Below are 16,469 nucleotides of genomic sequence, written 5' to 3' on the forward strand. Positions count from 1 at the left end.
CCCCGCCGCTTCCCCGGGCTGCCCGCCGAGATCGCCACCGGCCCCCGCGACCGGCCCCGGGTCGCCCTCACGTTCCACGGGCAGGGCGACCCCGCCATCGCGCGCTCCCTGCTCGCCGAGGCGGAGAGGGCCGGCGCCCGCGTCACCGTCCTCGCCGTCGGCGAATGGCTCGACCGGCACCCCGGCATGGCCCGGCGGATCCTCGACGGCGGCCACGACCTCGGCAACCACACCCAGCGCCACCTCGACGTCAACGCGATGACCGAACAGCAGGCGTACGGCGAGATCGCCGCCTGCGCCGAGCGGCTGCGCCGGCTCACCGGCTCCGTCGGCACCTGGTTCCGCCCCTCACGCACCCGGCACGCCGCCCCGGCCGTCCTGCGGGCCGCCCGCCGGGCCGGGTACCCGCACGTCCTGTCGTACGACGTCGACTCCCTCGACTTCACCTCGCCCGGTGCCGCCGTCGTCGCGCAGGTCGCCGGGCGGATCCGCAACGGATCCGTGGTGAGCCTCCACTTCGGCTACGCGGACACCGTCGCCGCGCTGCCGGGACTCCTCGCCGACCTCGACCGCCGCGGCCTGCGTGCGGTGACGACCACGGAGCTGCTGACCTGATGCCGCCTCTCACCACACGAACGACGTGCCTCCTCGCCGCCGCCCTGCTGGCCGCGCTCGCCGGCTGCGGCACCTCCGGCCGGACGACGGAGGAAGCCCACGGCGGGCCCCGCAAGGAGGCCGCCCCACCCCCGGCCGCACCGAAGAAGACCGTCCCGGCCGGACTCCCGGGCATGCCGCCCGTCCTCGACACCCAGGACGTGTACGCCGCGGACCGGCCGAACCGGCTCTCGCCGGTGGTCAAGGGCTTCCCCAGCCGGATCTACGTGCCCAACACCAACTCCAACACGGTCTCCGTCATCGACCCGGCGACCTACAAGGTCGTCGAGACGATCCCCGTCGGCGTGCAGCCGCAGCACGTCGTCCCCTCCTGGGACCTGAAGACCCTCTGGGTCAACAACAACCGGGGCCACACCCTCACCCCGATCGACCCGGCCACCGGTGTCGCCGGCAAGCCGGTCGAGGTCCACGACCCGTACAACCTGTACTTCACGCCCAACGGCCGGTACGCCGTCGTCATGGCATCGCTCGACCGCGAACTGGTCTTCCGCGACCCGCACACGATGGAGACGAGGAAGACCGTCCCGGTCTCCTGTTACGGCGTCAACCACGCCGACTTCTCCGCCGACGGACGGTACTTCGTCGTCTCCTGCGAGTTCTCCGGCGAACTGCTGAAGGTCGACACGGAGAAGATGGAGGTCATCGGACAGCAGAAGCTGCCCTTCCAGGGCGCGATGCCCCAGGACGTGAAGATCTCCCCGGACGGCAGGACGTTCTACATCGCCGACATGATGGCCCACGGCATGTGGGTCCTGGACGGCGACGCCTTCACGCAGCCGACCCTCCTCCCCACCGGCAAGGGCGCCCACGGCCTCTACGTCTCCCGCGACTCCAAGGAGATGTACGTGCCCAACCGCGGTGAGGGCTCCGTCTCCGTCTTCGACTTCAATCAGAACAAGCTGACCAAGAAGTGGTGGCTGCCGGACGGCGGATCCCCGGACATGGGCGGAGTCTCCGCGGACGGCAAGGTGCTCTGGCTGTCGGGCCGTTACGACTCCGAGGTCTACGCGATCGACACCCGCACCGGAAAGCAGCTGGCCCGCATCCCGGTCGGCAGCGGCCCCCACGGCCTGGCCGTCTACCCCCAGCCGGGCCGCTACTCCCTGGGGCACACCGGCGTCTTCCGCTGAGACGGCAACCGGAGCGGCGGCGAGGGCGGCCCCGGACCCACCGGGCCGCCCTCCCGCGGCGGGCACCGACGGCATCCGGAGCGACGACAACTCCGGCCCCGAGCAGGCGAATCGCATGATCTGGACAGCCTCTCGACGGTCTATATGCTTGCGGCCATGGTCCCCGCAGCCTCCGCCGCGCCCGTGCCCGCGACCGCCTCCCGGCTCGCCGGTGTCGCCTCCTCGCCGGTACGCGAGATCCTGGCGCTCACCTCACGCCCCGAAGTGATCTCGTTCGCCGGCGGCCTGCCCGCCCCCGAACTCTTCGACATCGCCGGGATCCGGGCCGCCTACGACGCCGTCCTCGAGGACGAGCCGCAGCGGGCCCTGCAGTACTCCACCACCGAGGGCGACCCGGAACTGCGGACCGCGATCGCCGGCCGGCTGACCTCCCGCGGCCTGCCCACCGAAGCCGACGACCTGCTGGTCACCACCGGCTCCCAGCAGGCGCTCACCCTGGTCTCCACCGCCGTGCTGGAACCCGGCGACGTGGTCCTGGTCGAGGACCCCTGCTACCTGGCCGCGCTCCAGACCTTCGCCTTCGCCGGCGCCCGGGTCGTCCCCGTCCCCACCGACGACGAGGGCGTCATCCCGGAGGCCCTCGACGAGATCGCCGCCCGCGAACGCGTCAAGCTGCTCTACCTCGTCCCCACCTTCCAGAACCCCACCGGCCGCACCCTCCCGGCGACGCGCCGCACCGCCGTCGCCGAGGCCGCCGCACGCCACGGCTTCTGGATCGTGGAGGACGACCCGTACGGCGAACTCCGCTTCGACGGAACCCCGATGCCGTGGATCGCCGCGTCCCCGGCGGCCGCCGACCGCACCGTCCTCCTCGGCTCCTTCTCCAAGGTCATGGCCCCCGGCCTGCGCCTCGGCCACCTCCGCGCGCCCGCCGGACTGCGCCGCGCCTGTGTCATCGCCAAGCAGGCGGCCGACCTCCACACCTCGACCGTCGACCAGGCGGCCGCGGCACGCTACCTGCGCGACAGCGACCTCGACGCCCACGTCCGCGGCATGTGCGCCGCCTACCGCGAGCGCCGCGACGCCCTGCTCGACGGGCTGGCACAGGCACTCCCCGCGGGCAGCCGCTGGAACCGCCCGGACGGCGGGATGTTCGTCTGGGCCACGCTGCCCGAAGGCCACGACGCCACCGCCCTCCTCGCCGCCGCGGTCGCCCACGAGGTGGCGTACGTCCCCGGCGCCCCGTTCTTCGCCGGCACCCCCGACCACGGCGCCCTGCGGCTGTCCTTCACCACGCACGCGCCCGACGAGATCCGCGAGGGCCTGCGCCGCCTCGCGAAGGCGTTCGCCTGACACCGCGACCTCGACCGTCGGGCCCGGCGGCGGACGCCGGGCCTCAGCCGGCGATCAGCAACGCCTCCGAGGCCACCGGACGATAGCCCGCCGCCTGGAACGCCCGGACGCTGCGGGCGTTCCCCGGCGACTGCTGGGCCCACACCACCGCGTCCGGCGTCAGATGCCGGGCCGCCCGCGCCAGGGCGCGACCCAGGCCGCGGTGACGGACCTCCTCGTCGACCTCGATCGCCGCCTCCCAGCGGCCGGCCACGCCACGGCCCAGGATCAGGACCCCGCCGTCCGCCGCCCACACCCGGACGTCGTCCCGGTACTTCCTCGCCCGCACCACCCGGGGATGGTCCGGGTCCTCGATCGCCCGCAGCGGCAGCCCCGGTGCGCCGGGAAGGGCGTCGGCGACCGTCAGCAGGTCGATGGTGTTCATGTGCCGGCCCGTGCGCGTGAGCAGCGCGGCCAGGAACCGCGGGTTCATCGAGGCGGCCAGCGGATCCCCCGGGGTCGCCGCGAGCTCCGCCCGCACCCACTCCGGGTCCTCGTCCGTGAAGACCACGGAATGAGCGGTGAAGGCGAGGACCCCGGCGTCCCGCCGGCTGGGTGGCGGGACCACGGTCGTCGACCCGTCCGGCGCCGGGAACACCCCGCGCGCCGCGTCGGCCAGTACGTCTGCCACGTCGCTGCTCATGCCTCCATGATCCGCCATGGGGCGAGGGCGGGGGCCGCCCGGCGGCCGGTTAATCTGACCCCCGTCAGAGAAGCACCGAGAAGGGGCGGAAACAGTGGCGGACATCGAGTCGGCACGCAAGGCATTCGAGCGGTTCGACGTGGACGGGGACGGCCTCATCACCGCCACGGAGTACAAGAGCGTCATGGCGCAGCTGGGTGACTTCCACGTCACCGAGACGGTCGCCGAGGCCCTCATCAACCAGCGCGACACCAACGGCGACGGAAAGCTGTCCTGGGACGAGTTCTGGGCGCACCTCAACAAGGCCTGAGCCGCCGGGCGAGGACGGGCGCCGCTCCACGTGCGTACGCCGTTGAGTTGCCGCCCGTCCGGCCCCCGGTGACGATCGTCCGGTGACGCCCCCCGGACCCGTGGTCACCCCGGCCCGCCTGGCCGCGGCGACGCTCGCCGCGCTCGCCGGGCTCGCGCTCGCCGTCCTCGGCGCCGCCCTGGCGCAGGCGGGCACCGGCGAGCTCCGCATCCCCGCGGCGGGCACCACCACCCTCCTGAGGCTGTTCGTCCTCGCCGCGTTCGCGATCCACCTCGGCGAACTCGCCGGCGCCCGGATCGCCGGCGACGGCCCCCTGCCGCGCCGCTGGTCCCCGGCGGCCGCCCTGCTCGGCGCCGCCGCCACGACCGGCCTCCTGCTGCTGTTCGCCGCCGTCAGCGGCCTCGGCCTCACCACCGTGTACGGCATGCGCGAAGGACGGCTGCTGCTCGTCACGGCCAACGCCTTCGTCCTCGCCGCCCTCTGCGCCGCCGGCCGCCGCCCCGCCCTCGCGCTCGGCCCACTCGCCGCCGCCGTCCTCGCCGAGGCGCTGCGCGCCCACCCCGAGTCGGCCGGCCCGGCGATCGGCGCCACCCTCACCGTGGTGCACCTGACCGCCGCCTCGCTCTGGTGCGGCGCCCTGCTGCACGTGCTGCGGACCATGCGGCTGCGCGGCCGTGGCGGGCGCGCCGTCCTCGCCCGCTACGCCCGCACGGCGGCCTGGCTCTGCGCCGCGCTCGTGGTCACCGGCACCTGCTCGGCCCTGCGCCGCCTCCCGCCGGACCTCGTCCTGGGCACGGCGTACGGCAGGGTGCTGCTGGTCAAGCTCGGTCTGGTCGGGCTGGCCGGTCTGCTCGCGCTGGCGGCACGGCGCCGGATGCTGCGCGGCGGGAACGCGCAGGCACCGGCCCGGACCGAACTCGGCGTGCTCGCCGCCGTCGTGCTCGTCTCCGCCGTCCTCACGGTGGTGCCGGACCCGCACTGGCTCAGCCCGGCGTGACCCCCGGGCCGGGGCCCGTCCGAAAACCGGTGGCCCCGGCCGCGCCCGCCCCGGTACCGTCGCGCCGTCCCGACCGCTGCCGTACCGACCTGGGCCCGTCGGCCCCGAAAGAGTGATCTATGACCCGGATCGAGCCGAGCGCTCCTCGCCGCTGACCTCGTCCCCGAGGACCCGCTCGGCCTCCTCCTGCTGTCCACGCGTCACGCCTTCAGCCAGGAGTCACCCCGAGTGTCATCCCTTCCCTCGAACAATCCCCCGAACATTCTGCGGACCGCCACCTTCGCCTGCGTACGCTGCGGCCTGACCGTCGCCGCCCTGGGCCCGGACGGCGTCCCCCGCAACCACTGCCCGAGCTGTCTGCACTCCCAGCACGTCCAGGACCACGTCGAGGGCGGCCCCTCCGACTGCCGGTCGCGGATGTCGCCGATCTCCATCGCCGTGCTGAGAACGGGCGACTGGATGGTCATCCACCGCTGCACCCGCTGCGACGAACTGACCTCCAGCCCGGTCTGCCCGGACGACAACCAGCTCATCCTGATGCGCATGGCCGTCCGGCCGCTGGCCCAGCCGCCGTTCCCCCTCGAAGTCTTCGGGGAGCTGTGATGGCGCGCCGTACGGGCTCCGCACGCCGTCCCCAGCGACGCAAGGACGTCCTGCACGGCCGGGGAGGCGTGCCCGGCGACGCCTTCCGCTGCGTCGGCTGCCGGCTCGACGTCCCGCTGGCCGCGCCGGGCACGGCCCACCGCAACCACTGTCCGCACTGTCTCACCAGCCTCCACGTCGACCGGCGGATACCGGGCGACCGGGCGGCGGAGTGCCGGGGGCGGATGGCGCCTCTGAGCATGTCCGTCCGGACGGACGGCGAGTGGATGATCATCCACCACTGCCTGTCCTGCGGCGAACTGAGCGCGAACCGCATCGCGGGCGACGACAACCCCCTCGCCCTGCGCCGCCTCGCGGTCCGCCCCCTGACGGACCTCGGCCCCCCGATCCGGGAGGCACTGCTCACGCTGTAGGCCCCATCCTCCGGGCGCGCCCTTCTCCGGGGCGCCCGGAGGATGGGGGGCCCTGCCCTCCGGGCGCGCGGGGCAGGCGCCCGGCACGCCCCCGAGGTGGGCTGTCGGCAGCCGCGGCGCACGTGTCTCGGCCTGATGCAATTCCGCCGACCAGGCGCCGCTCGACGTCGAAGTTCTACGTTGCTCCCGGGAATCATCGCGTGACAGCATGACCCAAGTGACAGACAACGGGGAGGACATATCCAAGCCTCGACGCATCGCACGGCTGGTTGATCTGGCGGTTGCGACGGATCCAGCCACTGCCTCGGATACGCGCCTGGAGCCGAGTTCGGAGCCGAGTCCGGCGGTTCCGGTGACAACGGCACCGAACGCGTCGGACACGAGTCCGGCAGATGGAACACCCCGTGCGCGGCGAGAGTTTGCGCAGTTGCTCGGCGAATTTCGCCGTACCGCTGTGCTGGTGCCGTTCGACGAGCACGGGAGTCTGTGGACCGCGGAGTTCAACGGTGTCCGGTGGATCTGCGCCTTCTCGGACGGGGAGGCCCTTGCGCGGTTCGCGGTCGCGCGGGGCGAGGCCGGGCGGGAGTGGACGTACCGGACGGTCCTGGGTGCGCGGCTTCTTGACGTGATGGTCCCGATGCTGCCCGGGCCGGGCGGTGTCGCGCTGGATGCGGGCAGTGCGGACGGGATGGTGTTTCCGCCGGTGGCGGGCATCGTCCCGGCTGGCGTGGCGGTGGATCTCGGGGGGACACAGTGAGCGGAGACCAGCCCGATCTCGCGGCGCCGGCAGCGGCGTTGGCGGAGATCGCGAAGGGTATCGACCTGGCGCATTCCGAGCTGAAGGAGCTCGGGATGACCGGCGAGGCGTCGACGGGGCGGGGTTTCTCGGATCTGGCTCTGTCAGGTCTTGAGTTGGGGCACGGCGGGCTGACGTCGGAGTTCGAGACGTTCTGCAACCGCTGGGAGTGGGGTGTACGCGCGCTGACTCAGCGGGGAAACGGTTTTGCGCAGGGAGTGGGCCTGTCGGCGGGCTCGTTCGCGGAGCAGGAGCAGTACATCAAGGACTCGTTCAAGATCGGGGTGAACTCCCTGAACGGGAACCCTCACCTGTCCGAGGACGAGGTCAAGGGGATGCGCTGGGACACGATCCGCGACCAGCACACGTGGGATGGCGCCGACTGGAGTGGCGAGTCGCTCTCCGAGGCCCACGGCGAGGTGAAGCAGAACTGGAAGAACACGGCCTACGACGTCGAGGACTCGATGCTCGACTCGATGGAGCGCTCGGGTGTGATCGACCCGAAGTTGCGTGACGGGATGGACGAGAAGCTCAAGGACACGCTCGATCCCGACCAGGCGACGATCGAGCAGGCCGAGCAGCCGCGGTGGGGGGACACACGCTGATGGTGGACTGGCGGGGATGGGGCGACAAGATAGTCGACGGCGTCGACCGGGGCATCGACAAGGGGAAGGAGCTCGTCGGTGAGGGTGTCGACTATGTGACCGACAAGACCGGCGAGGCACTGGACAAGGTCGGTGCGCACGACTGGGCGGACGCGGTCGAGGACTGGGGTGACGAGGCGGCGTCCTCGCTGGGCGCCGACGTGGGGGAGCAGCAGCTCGGACAGACCGAGGAAGCCGACGAGCTGATCCACGGCAAGCCGGACAAGATTGCCGCCGCGGTCAAGAACCTCCGCGACTTTCAGAAGGCGTTCGACCTGGTCGGCGGCGGCATGAGGAAGCTGGACTCCGGTCACTGGAAGGGTGAGGCGGCAGACGCCTTCCGGGAGAAGTTCCAGACGCTGCCGACCGACTGGCTGCACGCGGCGGACGCCATGGAGAACGCGGCCAAGGCCTTGGAGACCTACTCGAAGGCGGTCGTCGGCGCGCAGGACAAGGCGCGTGAGGCCATCGCTCTGTACCAGGAGGGCGACAAGGACTCCAAGGCTGCGGTCGACACCTACAACAAGAAGGTCGATGCCTACAACGCGGCCCGAAACGGGGACAGGCCACTGCCCCACCCCGGAGACTTCTCCGACCCCGGCACGTCCAAGCGTGCGCGCGCCCGAGAAATCCTGAACGACGCCCGACGAGCGCGGAACGAGGCCGGCGAGACCGCCAAGGCCGCGGTCGGCGCCGCCCTGGCCCACGCCCCGAAGGAACCGACCGGGGTCGAGAAGGCCAAGCTCGAGCTGATGGACTACGGCTTGGGCCAGGGCATCGAGCTGGCTCACTTCGGCGGCGGTGTCGTCAAGGGAACGGCGGGGCTGGTCAACTTCGTCCGCTCGGTGAACCCGGTCGACCCGTACAACCTGACTCACCCGGCGGAGTACTACAAGGGCGTCAATATGACGCTCGCCGGTCTGGTCTCCACCGCGGCCAACCCGGACCGGGCGATCAAGAACGCCTGGGACGCGGCGAAGGGCGACCCGTCGGAGTTCCTCGGCCGCCTGGTGCCTGAGGTGCTCGGAACGAAGGGCGCCGGCGGTCTGAAGACACTGACCCGCCTCAAGCACGTGGACGACCTGCCCTCGAAGAAGCCTGGTGGCAGCCGTGGGGATCACGAGAAGAACCCCGACAGCAACGGCAAGACATGTGGTGAAACGGCGTGTAAGAACGACCCGATCGACATCGCGACGGGCCGCATGCTGCTGCCTCAGACGGACATCACCCTGCCTGGCGCACTGCCGCTCGTGTTCCGGCGCACCTTCGACTCCTCGCGCCGCTCGGGGCGCTGGTTCGGCCCGGCGTGGTCGTCGACGGTCGATCAGCGGTTGGAGATCGATTCAGAGGGTGTGATCTTCAGCTGCGACGAGGGCAGCCTGCTCGCCTATCCACACCCGGCCCCTGGCGTCCCGGTGATGCCCACCCATGGCCGGCAGTGGCCGCTGGACCGGGTCGAGGACGGCTACACCATCACCGACCCCGGCACAGGAAGGGTCCGGCACTTCGTCGATCACAGCGGCGAACTCGCTCTCCTCGCACAGATCGACGACCGCAACGGCCGTTGGATCGCGTTCGAGTACGACGAGGCAGGTGCCCCGACCTCGATCGTCCACCACGGTGGCTACCACCTGAAGCTCACCACGACCGAAGGCCGAGTGGTGGCCCTCCACCTCGCGGGGGCGGCGGCGGACGGATCCGACCAGGAGATCCTGCGCTACGGCTACACCGGCGGCCACCTGACCGAGGTCACCAACTCCTGCGGCCGACCCCTGCGCTTCGACTGCGACGAGCACGGCCGCATCGCCTCGTGGACCGACACCAACGACAGCCGCTACGACTACGTCTACGACGACCAGGACCGCTGCACCTACCAGTCGGGCACCAACGGACATCTCGCGGCCACCTTCACCTGGGACGAGGTCGATCCGGCGACCGGACTCCGCCTGACCACCTTCACCGACGGCATGGGCCACACCGAGCGGCATCTGATCAACGACCGCGCACAGGTCGTCGCCGAGATCGACGCACTGGGCGCGGTCACCCGCTTCGAGTACGACCGCCACAACCGCCTGCTGTCCCGCACGGACCCGCTGGATCACGTCAGCCGTACCACCTACGACCAGGACGGACGCCTGCTCTTGGTGGTGCGGCCGGACAGCCGCCAGACCGAAGTCGGGTACGACGTCAACGGGATGCCGACCCGCATCGTCGGCACGGACGGCAACATCACGCGCCAGACCTTCGACGATCGCGGCAACCGCACCTCGGTGACCGACCCCTCCGGGGCAACCACGGCGTTCGCGTACGACGAGGGGGGCCGGCTCACCTCAGTGACGGACCCACTCGGCGCCACCACCCGGCTGGTCCTGGACAACAGGGGCCTTCCTGTCGAGGTCACCGATCCCCTGGGCGCCACTACCCGCTACGCGTACGACGCCTTTGGTCGCACGGTTCAGGTCACGGACGCACTCGGCGCGGTGACCCGGATGGAGTGGACGGTCGAGGGCCGACCGTCCCGCCGGACGGTGCCCGACGGCACGGTGGAGTCCTGGACGTACGACGGTGAGGGCAACTGCCTCAGCCACACGGACGCGATGGGAGCCACGACTCGCTTCACGTACACCGACTTCGACCTGCTGACTTCCCGCACAGACCCGGACGGCGTCCGCTACGAGTTCTCCCACGACGCGAACCTGCGGTTGACGCGGGTGACCAATCCGCAGGGCCTGACGTGGGACTACGCCTACGACGCGGCGGGCCGGCTGGCCACGGAGACGGACTTCGACGGCCGAGCACTGAGCTACCGCTACGACGCGGCAGGCCGTCTGACTGCACGGGTGAACGGTCTCGGGCAGACGATCCGGTTCGACCGCGACAGCCTCGGGCGGATCGTCCGCAAGGACGCCGAAGGGGCGGTCAGCGCCTACGAGTACGACATCTTCGACCAACTGGCGTCGGCGACCGGGCCGGACGCAACGCTGGAGCGCCTCAGGGACCGCTACGGCCTCCTCGTCTCCGAGACCGTCAACGGCCGGAAGCTCTCGTTCTCATACGACGCCGTGGGACGGCGAACGGGACGGACGACTCCCGGCGGTTCGACGAGCACGTGGTCGTACGACGCGGCAGGCCGCAGTGCGGAGCTGACGTCCTCGGGTCGGACGTTGGCCTTCACACATGACGTACTCGGCCGTGAAACCACCCGTCGCATCGCCGATTTCGCCGTCCTGACCTCGTCGTTCGACGTGATGGGCCGCCTCACCGCTCAGGAGGTCACAGGCCATTCGGGGCGCAGTCTGCAGCACCGTGCCTACGCCTACCGGGCGGACGGCGGACTGGTCGGCATCACCGACGCACTGTCCGGTGCCCGCAGCTTCGACCTGGACTCGGCCGGTCGCGTCACTGCCGTTCATGCGCGGGGCTGGTCGGAGCAGTATGCCTACGACGACGCCGGCAACCAGACGGAGGCCTCGTGGCCGGCCACGCACCCGTCCCACTCCGCTACGGGCGCACGCGCGTACCAGGGCACTCGCATCGCCACCGCGGGTTCCGTCCGCTACGAACACGACGGCCAGGGTCGGATCGTCGTGCGCCAGAAGACCCGTCTCTCCAGGAAACCGGACACCTGGCGCTACGAGTGGGACGCGGAGGACCGTCTCACCGCGGTGACCACACCTGACGGCACGCTGTGGCGGTACGGGTACGACCCCCTGGGCCGCCGAATATCCAAGCGATCCGGTCGTGAGACGGTTCACTTCACCTGGGACGGCACGACCCTCTGCGAACAGGCGACGGACGACGTCGTCCTCACCTGGGACCACGCTGGATTGCGCCCCCTGGCTCAGACGGAACGCCGGACGGACTCCACGGACGAGCGATTCTTCGCCATCGTCACCGACCTCATAGGCACCCCGACAGAACTTGTCGACGAATCCGGCGAAGTAGCGTGGTGCACCCGAACCACTCTCTGGGGCACGACGACGTGGCCCCGCGATGCGACGGCTTATACCCCCATCCGCTTCCCGGGCCAGTACTTCGACCTGGAATCGGGTCTCCACTACAACCACTTCCGCTACTACGACCCTGAATCGGCCCGCTACCTCTCCCAGGACCCTCTGGGCCTGGCTCCGGCGGACAACCCGGTGACGTACGTCCACAACCCTCATACGTGGAGCGACCCGCTGGGGCTCGGGCCATGTCCTCCGGATCCCACACACAACTATTCAGAAAGCAGACGTGAGGCGTTCCGGGAAGCGAAGCGCGACCTGGGCATCCCGATGTCCCAACAGCCAGATGAACTACGCAAGGTCCCCATGACCAATCGCGACGGAAAGCAGGTCATGACGGATGACGGCCGACCGGTGATGACCCGCGAATATCTCTACACTCGGGCGGACGGCAGCCGCGTGATCATCCAAGATCACTCGGCAGGGCACTACTACGGCGAAGGAGGTGTAGGGGATCAAGGTAGGCACCTCAATGTGAGACCCATCGAGAATCCCCGGAACGGACATGTCCCCGGAACAGCGCGGCACTACGAGTACTGACGGGAAGCGACGATGAGCTGGACCTCATTTCTCACCAACCCTGTGGGGATCGAGACGATCTACGGTGGGCACCCGCCAGAGCTCGCAGCCGTGCCCCTCCACGCAGTCGACTTCAGCAGAGAGGGCCCGCTGCTAACGCTACGTTTCGACATGCCGTCCTATCCGGAGACACCGCCGAAGAAGTGGTCGGTTCAGGGTTTCGACACCGCCCAGGTGACGATGGCGCTTGCAGGCGTACGAACTGTTTCGCTGACCGGATTCACATCGGACCCTGTAGTAGACATCGTCCTGAGCGGAGGAGACGGGGTGGCAGTGGAGATCTGCTCTGATTCGGTCCAGCTTCAGGCATCCGCTGCTGTCGTGTACATCGCACAGATTTCCGGCTACAGGACGGCAGGAGCGGCCGGTTCGGCGTAAGGGGCAAAGGCGGCTCAGCGGGCTACGACGACCGGGCGACGACGAGAAAGGTCATCGGACTCATGCCGACTCGCTTCCACCTGGCGGGCGAGACCCTCAGCCGTCTGGGGGTCCTCGAGTGGTTCAAGCTCAGCGCGGGGCCTCACCCGGACCACGGACGCCTTCACGTGCCCTATGCCGGCTGGCGGTTCGCCCGGCCGGGGCCCGAGAAGCTCCGGACCGTCGAGGAGGCCGTCCGGACGACGCCGACCCAGGTGGACTGGCGCGTGGAAGCGTCCCGACGGAACTGGCTCCTCGCCCCGGCGCGCATCCTGGGAGACGGCCCGAACCCGGCGGCGTCGCCGGCCTTCGACGAACGCGTGGCGGAGGCGGCCCGGGACCAGGAGTTCTGCGCTCGGGCCCTGGAGGACCTCGACGGAATCATGCGCACCCTGGGCGAGCTCGCCGCTGCGCGGGAGAGTTCGCACCGGGACTGAGCTGTCGTGACCGGAGCCGGGGCGGGCCGCTCGTCGGCGCGGGCGGGGGAAACGCCCGAGGGCCCGGAACCGTCTTCACGGTTCCGGGCCCTTCGGCTAGCAAGGCGAAAACACCCTGCTCACAGGGCCCACCGCCTCAGCACTCGATGATGTTCACCGCGAGGCCGCCGCGCGCCGTCTCCTTGTACTTGACCGACATGTCCGCGCCGGTCTCCTTCATCGTCTTGATGACCTTGTCCAGGGAGACCAGGTGGTTGCCGTCGCCCCGCAGCGCCATGCGGGCCGCCGTGACGGCCTTGACCGCCGCCATGCCGTTGCGCTCGATGCACGGGATCTGGACCAGGCCGCCGACCGGGTCGCAGGTCAGGCCCAGGTTGTGCTCCATGCCGATCTCGGCCGCGTTCTCCACCTGCTCGGGGGAGCCGCCCAGTACCTCGGCGAGCGCGCCGGCCGCCATCGAGCAGGCCGAGCCGACCTCGCCCTGGCAGCCGACCTCGGCGCCGGAGATCGAGGCGTTCTCCTTGAACAGCATGCCGACCGCGCCCGCCGCGAGCAGGAAGCGGACCACGTCGTCGTCCTTCTCCTCCTGGGAGGAGCCGCGGGCCGCGAAGTTGATGTAGTAGTGCAGCACCGCCGGGATGATGCCCGCCGCGCCGTTCGTCGGGGCGGTGACCACCCGGCCGCCGGCCGCGTTCTCCTCGTTCACGGCCATCGCGTAGAGCGTGATCCACTCCATCGCGAGCGCCGCCGGGTCGCCCTCGGAGCGGAGCTTGCGGGCCGTGTTCGCGGCGCGGCGGCGGACCTTCAGGCCGCCGGGCAGGATGCCCTCGCGGGACATGCCGCGCGAGACGCAGGCCTGCATGACCCGCCAGATCTCCAGGAGGCCCGTCCGGATCTCCTCCTCGGTGCGCCAGGCCTTCTCGTTCTCCAGCATCAGCGCGGAGATCGACAGGCCGGTCTCCCTGGCCAGCCGCAGCAGCTCGTCACCGGTGCGGAAGGGGTACTTCAGGACGGTGTCGTCCGGCACGATCGGGTTCTCGCCCTGGACCGCGTCCTCGTCCACCACGAAGCCGCCGCCGACGGAGTAGTACGTCTTCTCCAGGACCGGCGCGCCCTCGGCGTCGTAGGCGAAGATCGTCATGCCGTTGGCGTGGTACGGGAGCGCCTTGCGGCGGTGCAGGACCAGGTCCTCGTCGAAGTCGAAGGGGATCTCGTGCGCCCCGAGGAGGTTGATCCGGCCGCTCGACTTGATCCGCTCGACCTGGTCGTCCGCCGTCTCGACGTCGACGGTCCGCGGCGAGTCGCCCTCGAGGCCCAGCAGGACCGCCTTCGGGGTGCCGTGGCCGTGGCCGGTCGCTCCGAGCGAGCCGTACAGCTCGGCCCGTATGGAGGCGGTGTGGGCGAGCAGGCCCTCGTTCTTCAGGCGGCGCGCGAACATCCGGGCGGCGCGCATCGGGCCCACCGTGTGGGAGCTGGACGGCCCGATGCCGATCGAGAACAGGTCGAAGACCGAGATGGCCACGGGGGGACTCCTTGTGGGTGGTAGACGCCGTTGTCTGCCGGGGTGGTGCAGAACAGAGCAGGTACATCGCGCGCGGGAGGCACACGGGTCGGGGCACCGCGCTCACAGTCCAGTGTGCGCGGTGCCCCGGAGATTCGTACGAACAAAAGGGTACGAAACTACTTCAGGCCGGGGTACAGCGGGTGCTTGTCCGCGAGCGCGGTCACCCGGGCCTTCAGCGCCTCGGCGTCGAAGCCGGGCTTCAGGGTCTCCGCGATGATGTCCGCCACCTCACGGAAGTCCTCGTCGCCGAAACCGCGGGTCGCCAGCGCCGGCGTGCCGATGCGCAGGCCCGAGGTGACCATCGGCGGACGCGGGTCGTTCGGGATCGCGTTCCGGTTGACCGTGATGCCGACCTCGTGGAGACGGTCCTCGGCCTGCTGGCCGTCCAGCTCGGAGTTGCGCAGGTCGACCAGGACCAGGTGCACGTCCGTGCCGCCGGAGAGGACGGAGACACCGTGCGCGGTGACGTCGTCCTGGACCAGGCGCTCGGCCAGGATACGGGCGCCGTCCAGCGTGCGCTGCTGGCGCTCCTTGAACTCCTCCGAGGCCGCGATCTTGAAGGAGACGGCCTTGGCCGCGATCACGTGCTCCAGCGGGCCGCCCTGGAAGCCGGGGAAGACCGAGGAGTTCAGCTTCTTGGCGAACTCCTTCTTCGCCAGGATGATGCCGCCGCGCGGGCCGCCGAGCGTCTTGTGCGTGGTGGAGGTCACCACGTCCGCGTACTCGACCGGGTTCGGGTGCAGACCCGCCGCGACGAGGCCGGCGAAGTGGGCCATGTCGACCCACAGGTACGCCTCGACCTCGTCGGCGATCCGGCGGAACTCGGCGAAGTCCAGCTGGCGCGGGTAGGCGGACCAGCCCGCGATGATCACCTTGGGGCGGTGCTCCTTGGCGAGGCGCTCGACCTCGGCCATGTCGACCAGACCGGCCTCGTCCACGTGGTACGCGACCACGTTGAACTGCTTGCCGGAGAAGTTCAGGCGCATGCCGTGGGTGAGGTGGCCGCCGTGCGCCAGGTCCAGGCCGAGGATCGTGTCGCCGGGCTGGGCGATCGCGAACAGGGCGGCCTGGTTGGCGGAGGCGCCGGAGTGCGGCTGGACGTTGGCGTACTCGGCGCCGAACAGGTCCTTGATCCGGTCGATCGCGATCTGCTCGGCCACGTCGACGTGCTCGCAGCCGCCGTAGTAGCGGCGGCCCGGGTAGCCCTCGGCGTACTTGTTGGTGAGGACGGAGCCCTGGGCCTCCATGACCGCGACCGGAGCGAAGTTCTCCGAGGCGATCATCTCGAGGGTGGACTGCTGGCGGTGGAGCTCGGCGTCGACAGCGGCGGCGACGTCGGGGTCCAGCTCGTGGAGAGGGGTGTTCAGAAGCGACATGAAATCGATCCCTAAGGGGTCTCAGTTCCCGGCGGAGAACTCGGCGTACTCGTCGGCGGAGAGCAGGTCCTTCGGCTCCTCGGCGACGCGTACCTTGAACAGCCAGCCACCCTCGAACGGAGCGGTGTTCACCAGGGACGGGTCGTCCACGACGTCCTGGTTGGCGGCGACGACCTCGCCGGTGACCGGGGAGTACAGGTCGCTGACGGACTTCGTCGACTCCAGCTCGCCGCAGGTCTCGCCCGCGGTGACCGTGTCGCCGACCTCGGGGAGCTGGGCGTAGACGACGTCACCGAGCGCGTTGGCCGCGAACTCCGTGATGCCGACCGTCGAGACGCCCTCCTCGGCGTCCGACAGCCACTCGTGCTCCTTGGTGTAACGCAGCTGCTGGGGGTTGCTCATGACCTGATTCTCCTGGATCGGGGGAGTGCTGATGAACGTGGGTCTTGCCAGATGAGACGCGAAGTGAGATGGACCCGGGCGCCG

Annotated in this window: 16 protein-coding genes; 12 read left to right on the top strand and 4 right to left on the bottom strand. The window is 70.4% G+C overall.

Annotated features, from left to right (window positions below):
* The 3 genes from EAO71_RS23150 to EAO71_RS23160 all read left to right on the top strand — a co-directional run.
* A partial coding sequence (locus tag EAO71_RS23150) for a polysaccharide deacetylase family protein (protein ID WP_147980016.1) occupies positions 1-615 on the top strand: 615 nt, incomplete at its 5' end.
* Positions 615-1,805 (top strand): YncE family protein, encoded by a 1,191-nt coding sequence (locus EAO71_RS23155; RefSeq protein ID WP_147979750.1) that lies wholly within the window; start codon positions 615-617, stop codon positions 1,803-1,805. The genes EAO71_RS23150 and EAO71_RS23155, both read left to right, overlap by 1 nt.
* A 156-nt stretch (positions 1,806-1,961) precedes the next feature.
* Positions 1,962-3,158 (top strand): aminotransferase-like domain-containing protein, encoded by a 1,197-nt coding sequence (locus tag EAO71_RS23160; protein WP_187282797.1) that lies wholly within the window; start codon positions 1,962-1,964, stop codon positions 3,156-3,158.
* A 43-nt stretch (positions 3,159-3,201) separates the two neighbouring features.
* Here EAO71_RS23160 and EAO71_RS23165 read toward each other — a convergent pair whose 3' ends face one another.
* Positions 3,202-3,840, bottom strand: coding sequence for a GNAT family N-acetyltransferase (locus EAO71_RS23165; protein ID WP_147979751.1), 639 nt, complete (start codon positions 3,838-3,840; stop codon positions 3,202-3,204).
* A 94-nt stretch (positions 3,841-3,934) separates the two neighbouring features.
* Between EAO71_RS23165 and EAO71_RS23170 the strand changes: the two genes are divergently transcribed.
* The 9 genes from EAO71_RS23170 to EAO71_RS23210 all read left to right on the top strand — a co-directional run bounded on the left by EAO71_RS23170 (position 3,935) and on the right by EAO71_RS23210 (position 13,043).
* On the top strand, positions 3,935-4,150 hold the full coding sequence (locus tag EAO71_RS23170) for an EF-hand domain-containing protein (protein ID WP_147979752.1): 216 nt from the start codon (positions 3,935-3,937) through the stop codon (positions 4,148-4,150).
* 82 nt (positions 4,151-4,232) lie between these two features.
* Positions 4,233-5,147, top strand: a complete 915-nt coding sequence (locus EAO71_RS23175; RefSeq protein ID WP_147979753.1) for a CopD family protein — start codon at positions 4,233-4,235, stop codon at positions 5,145-5,147.
* Positions 5,148-5,375: 228 nt separating this feature from the next.
* Positions 5,376-5,750, top strand: coding sequence for an RNHCP domain-containing protein (locus tag EAO71_RS23180; RefSeq protein WP_147979754.1), 375 nt, complete (start codon positions 5,376-5,378; stop codon positions 5,748-5,750).
* Positions 5,750-6,163, top strand: a complete 414-nt coding sequence (locus EAO71_RS23185; RefSeq protein ID WP_147979755.1) for an RNHCP domain-containing protein — start codon at positions 5,750-5,752, stop codon at positions 6,161-6,163. The genes EAO71_RS23180 and EAO71_RS23185 overlap by 1 nt, the downstream gene beginning before the upstream one ends.
* Positions 6,164-6,380: 217 nt before the next feature.
* Positions 6,381-6,920 (top strand): SseB family protein, encoded by a 540-nt coding sequence (locus EAO71_RS39080; protein ID WP_261992303.1) that lies wholly within the window; start codon positions 6,381-6,383, stop codon positions 6,918-6,920.
* Entirely contained in the window at positions 6,917-7,564 is a 648-nt protein-coding gene (locus tag EAO71_RS23195; RefSeq protein ID WP_147979756.1) for a hypothetical protein, read from the top strand. The genes EAO71_RS39080 and EAO71_RS23195 overlap by 4 nt, the downstream gene beginning before the upstream one ends.
* Entirely contained in the window at positions 7,564-12,150 is a 4,587-nt protein-coding gene (locus EAO71_RS23200; protein WP_147980019.1) for a putative T7SS-secreted protein, read from the top strand. The genes EAO71_RS23195 and EAO71_RS23200 overlap by 1 nt, the downstream gene beginning before the upstream one ends.
* A gap of 12 nt (positions 12,151-12,162) precedes the next feature.
* Positions 12,163-12,567, top strand: a complete 405-nt coding sequence (locus EAO71_RS23205) for an Imm50 family immunity protein (RefSeq protein ID WP_147979757.1) — start codon at positions 12,163-12,165, stop codon at positions 12,565-12,567.
* Positions 12,568-12,629: 62 nt separating this feature from the next.
* Entirely contained in the window at positions 12,630-13,043 is a 414-nt protein-coding gene (locus EAO71_RS23210; protein WP_147979758.1) for a hypothetical protein, read from the top strand.
* Positions 13,044-13,179: 136 nt separating this feature from the next.
* On the opposite strand, the gene EAO71_RS23215 is transcribed toward EAO71_RS23210, so the two are convergent.
* The 3 genes from EAO71_RS23215 to gcvH all read right to left on the bottom strand — a co-directional run bounded on the left by EAO71_RS23215 (position 13,180) and on the right by gcvH (position 16,385).
* Positions 13,180-14,565 carry an L-serine ammonia-lyase gene (locus EAO71_RS23215; RefSeq protein WP_147979759.1) on the bottom strand — a complete coding sequence of 462 codons (1,386 nt, stop codon included), beginning with the start codon at positions 14,563-14,565 and terminating at the stop codon, positions 13,180-13,182.
* Between the two features lie 158 nt (positions 14,566-14,723).
* The gene (gene glyA, locus EAO71_RS23220) at positions 14,724-15,983 is read right to left on the bottom strand and encodes a serine hydroxymethyltransferase (RefSeq protein WP_147979760.1); all 1,260 of its coding nucleotides are present in this window, start codon (positions 15,981-15,983) and stop codon (positions 14,724-14,726) included.
* A gap of 21 nt (positions 15,984-16,004) precedes the next feature.
* A complete protein-coding gene (gene gcvH / locus EAO71_RS23225; protein ID WP_147979761.1) occupies positions 16,005-16,385 on the bottom strand; it encodes a glycine cleavage system protein GcvH in 381 nt (126 codons plus the stop codon).
* Between the last annotated feature and the right edge of the window lie 84 nt (positions 16,386-16,469).

Source organism: Streptomyces sp. MS191 (assembly GCF_008042125.1).
Taxonomy (GTDB): domain Bacteria; phylum Actinomycetota; class Actinomycetes; order Streptomycetales; family Streptomycetaceae; genus Streptomyces.